We start from the raw sequence: 11,562 nt of genomic DNA, 5'->3' as shown, positions 1-11,562 counted from the left end.
TTTCAAATACATGGCCCTAAAAACACTTATATGGCTGTGTTTCAAGGTTTTACAAAATTCCAAAAACCATATGAGACCATATAAAACCATATAAAACCGCCAATTGTTTTAACATTGTTTTACCACTTTTTTGTATCTTTAACTAAATTGTAAAGAACAAATGGCAACCGTTAAGGCATTACTTTGGAAAAGAAAAAACAAAGCAGGTGAGTGTACAATTGCCATCCGGATTACCAAAAATAGAAAATCCACTTATATACATACGGGCCAAAAAATCAAACCTCATGACTGGGATGAAGTAACGAGTCAAGTTAAAAAAAGTCACCCCAACTCCAAACGCTTAAACAATTTCATCGCTTCCAAAATTATAGAAGCTAATAAATCTTTATTGGAAATTGAGACTGAAAGCAACAATAATATCCAGATTGCCGACATTAAAAGAACCATATCAGGTAAACACAAAAACCACTCCTTTTACGAATTTACAGAATCTTACTTTCAAGAACTGGGACGAAATAAAAAGTATTCCAGAATCAATGCAGAACGTCCCTTACTCAATAGGATTAAGAGATATCCAAAGGCCAAGAACTTAACCTTCGAAGTTATAACACCACAATTCCTACGAGGCTTCATATCCTATTTACGAAGCAGTAAAAACAACATTGGAGAAAGAACCATCGTTAACAACCTGATTTTTATCCGGACCTTATACAATAGAGCGACCCACCAAAACTTGATTTCCAAGGATCTTTATCCTTTTGGTAATTCCGAAGGCAAAATCAAGATTAGAATTCCAAAATCCATAAAGATTGGCTTAACCGCGGAGGAAATTACAATTTTGGAAACCCTGGATCTTTCCGATGACCCCAAGCAGCACCACGCACGAAATGTGTTTCTTTTTAGTTTTTACCTTGCAGGAATGCGAGTTGCTGATGCCCTTAAAATGAAATGGGCAAACGTACAGGGAGAGCGAATATATTATACGATGAGCAAAAATCATAAAAACCTATCGCTTAAAATTCACAACAAGCTTCAAAAAATATTGGATGAGTACCACCCGAATAAAACTTCAGAAAAAGATTATATATTTCCCGAATTGCAAAATGCTACCAACGACCCAAAGGATATTCTGAGACTGACCAAAATAGGAAATAAAAAACTTAACAGATACTTGCGACAAATTGCCCATCGGGCTAATATTACCAAAAAACTCACCATGCACGTTGCCCGTCATTCCTTTGGCAATATCTCAGGGGACCGAATTCCGTTACAGGTGCTTCAGAAATTATATAATCATTCCGACATTAAGACCACCATAGAATATCAGCAGAATTTCATCAACAAAGACTTGGACGAGGCTCTGGATTTAGTAATAGGGGCTTGATTTACACCCCTTCAGTTTGATACTCCTAATTGAAAAGGAGTTGTTAAGAGCTATTCCAGCAAATATTTGGCTGATGAAAAAATATTGAATTTACAATCCGATATAATAGTAATTTTATCAGAGGCAGCTAAAGCGGAGATAGGCGTTGATGAAGACCAACCTCTTAGAAATAACCTCCCTTACGACTGGAATGGTCTGGGGCCCAAACGAGCCCCTAAACCAAAATTAATCCAAAAGTCAAAATGCCTCGAAAAACTTTCAACTGTCCGATGAAATCGTAACTATTGCAACTATTCAATTCCAAAAACCTGTACTTCGGCTAAAGATAAATTGGTTGTACCTGTTAATTGTACCCTAATATATCTACCTGTCCTACTTACTGGAATTGCTGTTTCATAACCGGCTACTCCTTCATGAAAAAAGCTATAGACATCATCTTGCAATAAAATATCAGCTACAGAATCTGATTCAAAAGGATCGTCTGAAACGAACACATAAAAATCAACCAATCTATCTCCACAGCAATCTTGTCTATTGAATAATTTTATCTCTTGGATAAATGGAGAAATATTACCTAAATCAACCTGCAACCATTCCTCACCACTACCCCCAGTATGCGTAACAGATCCATCTCCCCACTGTCCACTAGTATTACCGTCTACAGCTCTAGAACTAACCCCCCCAGCGATTGTGCTAGATTGAGTTGTTAATTTACCTAAAGCTATATTAGGAGGTAATCCGCTCTTTAAAACGAAGTACTTTACGTTCATTGCCTTGTTAAGTTCAATTTTATCACTACTAACCTTCTTTATTTCGACCGGTAATAAATAAATTTGATCTTGATCCAATCCTGGGGTACTAATACTAATTTTTAAAGTGTCAGAAGATTTTTCATTCTTTTTAATCTTCGCTGTAGTACCACTAAAAGTTAGATTCTCTGCAGGGAAAGGCGCATAGTCTGTACCGTTATTTTCATTGAACGTATCGATTAACTCCTTGCTATAAGCTATTTCCACATCAATATCCTCCTTCGCTTCTTTATATAAGGCTATGGAAATCTCTTTTTCGGATGGAAAATCCATAAATAGAATATTAAAATCTTCAGTCTCCCCAAAATTTGGAGATATAAATATTCCATTTTGATTAAAACTAGCCAATTCCTCTTCTTCACATCCTAGATGCAGAAATGCCATTAATAACATTAAGGTTTGAAGCACTATAGTATATTTTTTCATTTTTTATTTTTTTAATTCTTTCTAATTTAAACGACTACCATCCAGGGTTTTGGATTAGTTTTTCGCTCTTCTGAATTTCATCAAGAGGGATAGGGTATAAATACATTGCTTTATCCCATGCTCTGGTCTCGTAAGGGGTTCTCTTATAAAAACTCATTTCATCCGAGGCATTCATATTCATGCCATAAAAGGTTCCCCCCTGGCCTCCTTCACCAACTTGGTTATCTGCAATCATCCATCTTCGCACATCAAAATACCGCTGACCTTCTGTTGCCAACTCAACCCTCATTTCTCTTTGAATGGCTTCACGTTGTTTATCTTGATCTCCAACAATATTGGCCTTCACATCTATCAGTTTAGGAATACCTGCACGGTCTCTCACTTTATCAACATACTCAATAACTCTAGGATCTGACGGATTTACCTCATTGAGGGCTTCGGCAAATAATAATTGAAACTCTGCCAATCTAAATATAAATGATGGGCGATATTCTGATTGCGGATTGCTACCAGAGTTATATATTTCCCGACTTATGCGTTTATATAACAAATAGCCCGACCATGGATAGTCGGCGGAAGTATTTCCATTTCCACTACCACTAAAAAATTGAATAGAATTATTACTTATATGCCAGTTTCTATTTTGATAAAATACCGTTTGATAAAAACGCGGCTCCCTATTGATCCACATCTTATATATACCTTCCCCAGCTTGTCCAGAAAGGTCTTCTCCAGGCCCTGAAATCCCCTCTTCACTATATAACGGAGAGTCTTCTATAGTTAATCCATCTATCATAAAAAAGTCATCTACCAACTCTTGAGTGACCGCAATGTTTGCAAAACCACCTCTTTCTGTACGTGGCGTTGCTCTTCTATCTACACCTTCACCCCAAAGTGCTCCCCAGCTCGCATTGGGATTAGCCCAAATCACTTCCTTATTGATTCCCCTAAATAGATTATATAAAGAGGCGTGAGGATCATAATCTCCGTTATCATCATATTCCTTATATAACTCATAATTGCCAGCTTCGGCAAAATCAATGAAATCTTGCATAGCGTCTAACGCTTTTTGCCACTTTGTGGGATCGTTCTCTGGAAATAGCTTCTCTCCATCCATGTCCGTAATCTCTAAAGCTTCTGCGTATCCTCCATTTAAAAGAGGACTCGCAGCGTACATCCACATTCTACCTCTGACTGCCAAGGCAACCCCTTTTGTAGGTAATGCAAGAAAATCCTCTTTTGTCTCTATAGAATTCAACTGATCCGACACTTCCAACAATTCCTGGTCTAAAAATGTCACTACCTCATCCACCGAATTACGCGCAAAATCCAAATCAGTAGATAATGGATCTATGCTGGTATCCATAATTGGAATAGGTCCATACAACTCAAATAACAGATAGTGATAGTAAGCTCGTAAAAATCTAGCTTGTGCTCTAAGCTCTGCAAGTTCATTTTGATCAATATAATCTGCCAAACCACTTTGCGGAATCACTTTAGCGTTTTCAAGAAATAAATTAGCCTGTCTAATTAATTGATAAAGAAGATTCCATCTATGAAAAGGCGCATTGGCTTGGTTATAACCATTGGTAGTAGTATTCCTCAAAGGACCTTGCGCCATTTTAAGTTCATCCGAAGCTCCTGCCCAAGGGTTATCTAGGCCACCAATACCGATAATCATGTTGGAGGAATTTGGAATCCCTGTAAAGATATTTCGATGAAATTCTCTTACTTGAGAAGGGTTATTAAAAATTTCCTCCATTGTCTGTTCGCCCGCAAGTTCATCTGAAACATTCAAAAAGTCTTTGCTACAGGAGAATAGAAGCAGTACGCCAAAAAATGCGGTGAATAATTTTATATAGTTTTTCATTGTCTTTTAAAATTTTAAATCCAATCCAAATGTTACGTTCCTCGGTATAGGGTAATTCATTCCAGCATTAGCATTTCCAATTTCTGGGTCCCAAAATTTAACATCATCCCAAACGTGTAAATTAGTACCCATCACATAAAACCTGGCACTTCTTATTTTAAGTCTATCAACTAAATTTTCATTAAGCTGCCAACCTATTTCTACATTTTTCAATCTTAGAAAGCTAGCATCTCTTAACCACCATGTGCTTGGCACACTATTGTGGTAGAAATTACTTGTTCTTAATCTTGGAAACAATACATCCTGGCTAGGATTATCCGGACTCCATCTGTCCATGGCTATTGTTCTTAACGAGGTTTCTTCTACCCCCCAAGCGAACGGGAAAAAACCTTGACCATTTTGACCTCCCAGTACCGTTGAAACACTTCCTGCACCTTGAAAGAAGACATTCACATAAAAATTCCTATAGTCCACGTTTAACCCAACTCCGTATACCAATTCTGGAACAGAAGGTTTGGCGATATCACGAGACTGATCAAATTGATTAATAACGCCATCATTATTTAGATCCTTATATTTAATATCTCCAGGTCTAAGGTTAGCTCCAAGTGTAGATACGGGCAAGCCTTCTTTTAGTTCATATACGTTATTACCATTAACGTCGGTAGATATATCAAAATCAGAATCTTCATAAAGTCCTTCTGCCACATAAATGCTATTAATGTTAAGGCTTGTTCCAGTAATGTTCATCCAGTCATAAAGCTGCGGAACTTCATCATATTCAATAATTTTGTTCTTTGCATACGTTATATTACTCCTAATAGCTATAGATAAATCATTAAAATTCTCTCTAATATTTAGGCTTCCATCAAACCCTCTATTCGAAACCTTCCCGAAATTCTGCCAAGGAGCTTGTCTAAATCCCGCTGCAGCAGAAACGGTTCTTCTTTGTAGAAGGATATTGTATCTCTCATTGTCGAAATAATTCACGGATAAGTTAATCCTATTAGAAAATAAATCAATATCCAAACCGTAGTTAACTTTATTTTCAATTTCCCATGACAATGCAGGTGAAGCAAATCTACCTTCTACTAATCCTCCTATTCCATTTTGACCGCCGCTACCTCCAATTCCGATTGGATAACCAGGCGCCCCGTTAAAGGTCCCCCTATATAGGAATCGTTCTCCTCCTGTCTGATCATTTCCAGTCCGACCAAGAGACGCCCTCAATTTAAGTCCTGAAATAACATCCTCTATTTTCCCCTTAAAAAATGGTTCCTTATCAATTACCCAAGCGGCACCAACAGCAGGGAAAAATCCAAATCGATGCCCTTCAGCAAATGATTCACTCCCAGTAAGTCCAAAGTTAACTTCAAGAGAATATTTCCTATCGTACATATAAGTAGCTCTACCAACATAAGCTTGCTTCCTGAATGCTAAAGCTTGATCGTGATGCTGTTTCTCTTTTTGATAATAAAGCACCATTCCACCTACGTCATGAGTTTCATTAAATACTCTACTATAGTTAATGGAGGATTCCAAATAAATATTCTTAAATCCGCTATTGCTTTCAGTAGGCTCACCAAACGGCTGTTCATTAATTACTTGATTATAAATTAATTCGCCGTTTCCGTCCCTACCTCTCGTGACAAACTGGGCTGGTGTCTTTAATCTTCTTGACCCATACTGAGAATAGGAATCATAGCTCACTACCCCCCTTACATTTAACCCTTCGGTAAGAATTCCTAAATCTTGTTCTATAGCTACTTTAGATTGAATCCCTGTTCTCCACTCTTTGGCATACCCGGACTCCATTAATAAGTTATATGGATTTACTCTATTTCCACTTGGCCTTGGATGTGAAGCGTTTACGCCATCCGGAAAAACCATGGGAAACAAATTTGGAGGAGCAATTGTCATTCGCTGAAAAATCTGTGAAGTTCCTACTCCTGGAAAGTTTGTTTCCATATATTGACCACTCAAGTCAACGGTTAGCAAAGTGGTAGGAGTAACATCAAAATCAACATTACTTCTTAAGTTATATCTATTCAGCCCAATATTATTGTTATAATCTGCAACGGGGTTTTGCTTAAAAATTCCACTTTCATTGTAAAATGAGCTAGAGATAAAGAATTTTGCGCGGTCACCTCCTCCTCTAAAGTTTAGTAAGTGTCGAGTATTATTGGTTGTTTTACTCAATAAATCTAACCACTGAACATCTGGATATAGGTAAGGATCCTGACCTGAAGCATATCTACCAATTAATTCTTGACTATAGGATGGAACTCTCCCTTCATTTATAAGCGCTTCATTATAGGAATGCATAAAATCTACTGACCCAACAAATTCGGGCAAACGTGTAGGTTCCGAAATTCCATATTCTCCTCTATAAGATATGACGGTCTTCTGATTTTTCCCTCGTTTAGAAGTAATCAAAATAACTCCATTAGCTCCTTCTGCACCATAAACAGCAGTAGCAGCTGCATCCTTTAGCAAGGTAAAAGATTCAATAGCATCTGGGTCAATATCATTCATAGACCTGGGGATACCATCCACCAATACCAAGGGCTGTGTTCCACCTGCAAAGGAACTTACTCCTCGTATCCAAAATTCAGAGTTATCATAACCTGGTTCTCCCGATCGCTGAATTGCAATCAACCCAGGAATTCTACCCGCAATATTATTGGTTAAATTCCTAGTTGGCATTCTTATATCCGCTCCCTTAACGGTACTCACAGCACTAACCACACTTTCCTCCTTTTGCTTCCCAAAACCTACTACAACCACACCTTCCAAACCTGCAGCTGATTCTTCTAGAGTAATTGTAAATTCGGTTTTGGAGCCAACAACAATTTCTTTTGTGGCATAACCTATATAAGAAGCAATCAATACAGGTTTTTCACTGGTAAGGGTAATGGTGAAGTTCCCATCAAAATCGGTTTGCGTTCCATTTGTGGTTCCTTTCTCCAAAATATTAGCTCCAGGAAGTGGAGCTCCGGTTTCATCCAATACAACCCCTGTTACCACATACTTTTGTTGGGATAAATTCTCTAAGATCGAGTTTGTCTGGTCGGAATTTTGTTTTTTGTGAATGGTAACCTGTCTACCATCAATTTCATAGCTTATATCTGTATTAAAAAATGCTTTATTTAGAATAGTAGTCAGTTCTGAATTTTTAAAATTCAGTGATATTAACTTCTCCTCATTCAATACTTCATCTTTATAAAAAAAGATATACTCGCTATTGTCCTGAATTTCCTTTATCAGTTCTTTTAGTGAAACTTTTTCTACGTTGATGTCTATTTTCACTTGGGAGTATGAAGGATTGGCGTAAACAGAGCACAAGCCCAAACTTATCAGTAATAGAAAAACCCTCATAATGATGCTAAGTATGCCGCATTTCACAGTATTTTTTACTCGCTGTGGAATGCGACTGAAATTTTTATTCATAATTTTGTTTTATGTTAGTTAATGTTGCCCGGTCAAGGCAATGTTGGTTTTACTGCCAAAAGATGTTGGCGCATCTTTTGGCTTTTTCTTAATATTTCGATAATAGCTCTACTTCATTGGCAGTTCTTTTTTGTTGATTACATATTGGTTTTCAGATATTTTGGTATATTCCATATCTGTTGTTCTAGCTATAATCCGTAATACCTTTTCAACATCTTCTTTTAAATCTAAATTTCCCGAAAAGGTTTCTTCTGCAAGCTCTGGAGCATTTATTTCAATATCCACATTATAATGTCTTGTTAGCTTTCTTATTATAAATTGCAAAGCATCATTTTTAAATACCAACTCATTATTTCTCCATGAAAAATAGTGATCCACATTAACGGTTTCTGACACTATTCTTTTATCTGCCTTATTGTAAGTAGCCTGGGTCCCAGGGGTGATTTTTAGCCTATTTTTAGGTTTTTTTAAATTCTGGCTAAGATATTCAATATCTACGCTACCGCTTTTTAATGTAGTCTTAACTTCTTTATCGTTCTTATAAGTACTCACATTGAATACAGTACCTAAGACTTCTATTTTTTGTCCCTCCGAGACCACCAAAAAAGGACGCTTCTTGTCACTAACTACTTCAAATATGGCCTCCCCCTCCAGATAGACCTCTCTATTACCCCCTTTAAAAACAGCAGGGTATACCAATCGAGAGCCTGAATTCAACCAAATTTTACTACCATCAGACAATTCAATTTTAGATTTCTTCCCAAAGGGTACCATCAAGGTATTGTATACAACAGCATTCTTTTTTAATGCATTCTGATAAATAGATTGCTCCTCTTCTATAGTAACTTTGTCCCCAGTTGACGAATAGGTTATCTTGGAGTCCACACCCTCTACATTTACCGCTTTTCCTTCCCCGGTTATTAAAATCACCTTGCCATTCTTATTCTCTTCTAGTAACGCAGAGGTATTAACATAATCTATAATAGATTCTGTTGGTGATTGATTATAGAACATTCCTATTCCGAGCAAAATAATAGCAGAAGCAGCGGCCATGAAACGCAAACGTTTCTTCTTTCTCTCAAGGCTGTGAATAGATTGGAATATTTTTCCTTTTAATTCCTTCTTCTCCTTGCTAGACAATAAGAAATCTTCCTTGTTATTATTTTCTTTAATATTCATAATAATTTCATTTCAATCAGAGGGGGGGGGGGGGGATATAACTTATGGAAATTAAACACATAAGAATACCCCTCCCTATATATATAAGCAGTTAATAGTAGATGTATAGACAACTTTTTCTAACTATTTTTAAAAAATAATATTTCAAGAAGTAGAAAAACAGACATAGGGGTTTGCCTCAAGCTAGTTAGCGCCCTGTAAATCATGGTTCTAGCAGACTGAATTGAAACATTCATGATCTTTGAAATCTCTTCATAAGATTTGTCTTGATAAAACCTCAAATACAGGCCTTTTTGTTGTTTTTCGGTTAATGAGTCCATGGCAACAGCCAAACGATTGCTTTTTTTGGAAGCCTGTTCATTGATAATTATCTCACTTTCAATTGAGGGAATCGAATTTTTATCACGAATAAAATCTAAAAGTGGAATATCTACAGAAACAGGCGACTCCTTTCTTCCGTATTTCCGGTTAATTTTTCGTTCCAATGATTTCTGAAGATAATAACTAATATTGTCTGGTTCGGATAATTTGAGTCTATATTTATATAAGTCCAGAAAAAGATCATGGATACAATCCATTACCCATCCTTTATCTGAAATTCTTTTCATACCATGCGAATACAAATCATCCACATAATAATCATAAAGCTGACCTAGTGATTTGGTGTCGCCGGTTTTAATTCTTTCCCAAACTAAATACTCAGAAAAATTTGACTTTCCTAACATTCTTTTCTTCATTGTTAACCAGCTATTTTGGACTTCTTCCCATATATTATAGCTATCGAAACTAATTGCCAATTCTTATATATCAACAAACCCTTAATTCATATAATAAAGTAGGCTCAGGCTATATACACCTCATTTTACCGGTTAGTTAGAAATAAATAAGGATGAGAATTGAAAAAATGACAACTAAACTATTTTGTTTAAAAGACTACGTTTTTAGATCAAAAAAACGACAAGTTAATAAAATTAACCGCACGTTAAAGTATTGTTAAGTTGAATTACGATCAATTTTAAGTAAATCCTAGACTGTGCATAAAAATCAAATCATGAGATAAACAATCAAGAATATTAGAGATAATGGAAGAAAAAAGGGCCTATAAAAGCCCTTCATCCGCAAAGGAGTAATATCCTTCCCTGGTTATGATAATACTATCCAGCGTGGGAATATCCAATAATTTGGAAGCATTCCTCAGTTTGGTTGATATTTGCTTATCAGCTTCCGAGGGATTTAGGTTCCCAGAAGGATGATTGTGGACTAATATTATGCTATGTGTTTTAATCAGGACTGCTTGCCGGAGTACGTCTTTTACCGAGATCAGACAGCCACTATCGGTTCCAGAGGTTAGATGGTGAACGTTTACCACCTGATTTTTTCGGTTCAGATGGATGACCTTCACTTCCTCGTGATCGTCCATAATATCCTCGAAGTAAGGATAAATAAAAGTTCTCACGTCACTGGAAGCGGTTATCTTAAACGTAGGTAGTGTGGTTCTTTTGTAAATAGCCGTTAATTCTCCAACAAAATCCTTAAAGGTTGCGATTCTAATTTTTTCCATGATTGTAAATTTTTAAGATTATGCAGCCAACACAATCAACAGCAGCGCAGCGGTGCGGATATGTCCATGTGGAGATTTTAAAAAATTGCGGTGGGTTCCCCCGACAGGAGGGATACCCCATTTTTTCTAATACTACATGGACTGGGCAAAGGCGGCTTGATTAACTTGCGGCATAGTCATGAAAATTGACTTAATAGGTATAGGCAATTCCTTCGACCGACTAAGATATTCGGGCTAATAAAAACCGGGATAGAATCTGTCCCCATAAAACAATAAGGGTATTATTAGAACCCATCTATAACAGTTTGGATCCATAGTTTCTGGAGAAAGGAGCCTATAAAACTAAGAATCAATAGATGGAAGACTCCTACTCCACTCCTTCCGTTCTGGAGTTGCTAAAGAACAGCTCATCATAGATCTTTTTTTTCAGATCAAAGGAAGGTCGCGGATCGATCTTCTCTCTATTTTTCAGAATCTCATAATGCAGATGGGGTCCTGTAGAACTTCCTGTACTTCCCACCGTGCCAATAATCTGATGCTGGGCTATGGACTCCCCTTTATGGACCAAGACTTTTTCCAGGTGCCCATATAACGTCTCGAAACCAAAGCGATGCCTTATAACTATATGGGTGCCATACCCTATCGGGGAATGTACCACCTTCTCAATGGTACCCGAAGCCGTTGCATGTACGGTGGTTCCATCCGGGGCGGATAAGTCGATCCCAACATGATTTTTCTCGTTTTTAGAAATGGGATGTATTCTAAATCCATAGTCACTGGAAATGGAATATTTACCCTTTCCCAAGGGGACGGCAGCAGGAAATTGCGTTAACAAATTAGGACGGTATTTAAGGTAGGTTTCCAAAGAGCTTATGTACGAGTA

8 protein-coding genes are annotated in these 11,562 nt (G+C 37.1%); 1 reads left to right on the top strand and 7 read right to left on the bottom strand.

Going from position 1 to position 11,562, the window contains the following annotated elements:
- Positions 1-160 precede the first annotated feature (160 nt).
- Positions 161-1,384: a site-specific integrase gene (locus F1E73_RS15490; protein WP_150452444.1), complete on the top strand. Its 1,224-nt coding sequence runs from the start codon at positions 161-163 to the stop codon at positions 1,382-1,384.
- 290 nt (positions 1,385-1,674) lie between these two features.
- Here the strand turns inward: F1E73_RS15490 and F1E73_RS15485 are convergent, their stop codons facing one another.
- From F1E73_RS15485 to F1E73_RS15455, 7 genes are all read right to left on the bottom strand, one after another.
- A complete protein-coding gene (locus tag F1E73_RS15485) occupies positions 1,675-2,619 on the bottom strand; it encodes a BT_3987 domain-containing protein (RefSeq protein WP_086478226.1) in 945 nt (314 codons plus the stop codon).
- A 34-nt stretch (positions 2,620-2,653) separates the two neighbouring features.
- Entirely contained in the window at positions 2,654-4,489 is a 1,836-nt protein-coding gene (locus F1E73_RS15480) for a RagB/SusD family nutrient uptake outer membrane protein (RefSeq protein WP_086478225.1), read from the bottom strand.
- 6 nt (positions 4,490-4,495) lie between these two features.
- A complete protein-coding gene (locus F1E73_RS15475; protein ID WP_223883471.1) occupies positions 4,496-7,939 on the bottom strand; it encodes a TonB-dependent receptor in 3,444 nt (1,147 codons plus the stop codon).
- A gap of 108 nt (positions 7,940-8,047) precedes the next feature.
- A complete protein-coding gene (locus tag F1E73_RS15470) occupies positions 8,048-9,118 on the bottom strand; it encodes a FecR family protein (RefSeq protein ID WP_086478224.1) in 1,071 nt (356 codons plus the stop codon).
- A gap of 119 nt (positions 9,119-9,237) precedes the next feature.
- Entirely contained in the window at positions 9,238-9,855 is a 618-nt protein-coding gene (locus F1E73_RS15465) for an RNA polymerase sigma factor (RefSeq protein WP_140157773.1), read from the bottom strand.
- A 362-nt stretch (positions 9,856-10,217) separates the two neighbouring features.
- The gene (locus tag F1E73_RS15460) at positions 10,218-10,679 is read right to left on the bottom strand and encodes a JAB domain-containing protein (protein WP_150452443.1); all 462 of its coding nucleotides are present in this window, start codon (positions 10,677-10,679) and stop codon (positions 10,218-10,220) included.
- Between the two features lie 367 nt (positions 10,680-11,046).
- Positions 11,047-11,562 (bottom strand): M23 family metallopeptidase (locus tag F1E73_RS15455; RefSeq protein ID WP_150452442.1); only part of this gene is annotated, 516 nt, incomplete at its 5' end.

The organism is Arenibacter lacus (assembly GCF_008711145.1).
Lineage (GTDB): Bacteria > Bacteroidota > Bacteroidia > Flavobacteriales > Flavobacteriaceae > Arenibacter > Arenibacter amylolyticus.
This window is presented reverse-complemented; position numbering and strand designations above follow the sequence as displayed.

Excerpts from the sequence above, each read along its gene's own strand:
- F1E73_RS15490 (WP_150452444.1), top strand. The coding sequence starts at position 161 with ATGGCAACCGTTAAGGCATTACTTTGGAAAAGAAAAAACAAAGCAGGT.
- F1E73_RS15485 (WP_086478226.1), bottom strand. The coding sequence starts at position 2,619 with ATGAAAAAATATACTATAGTGCTTCAAACCTTAATGTTATTAATGGCA.
- F1E73_RS15480 (WP_086478225.1), bottom strand. The coding sequence starts at position 4,489 with ATGAAAAACTATATAAAATTATTCACCGCATTTTTTGGCGTACTGCTT.
- F1E73_RS15475 (WP_223883471.1), bottom strand. The coding sequence starts at position 7,939 with ATGAATAAAAATTTCAGTCGCATTCCACAGCGAGTAAAAAATACTGTG.
- F1E73_RS15470 (WP_086478224.1), bottom strand. The coding sequence starts at position 9,118 with ATGAATATTAAAGAAAATAATAACAAGGAAGATTTCTTATTGTCTAGC.
- F1E73_RS15465 (WP_140157773.1), bottom strand. The coding sequence starts at position 9,855 with ATGAAGAAAAGAATGTTAGGAAAGTCAAATTTTTCTGAGTATTTAGTT.
- F1E73_RS15460 (WP_150452443.1), bottom strand. The coding sequence starts at position 10,679 with ATGGAAAAAATTAGAATCGCAACCTTTAAGGATTTTGTTGGAGAATTA.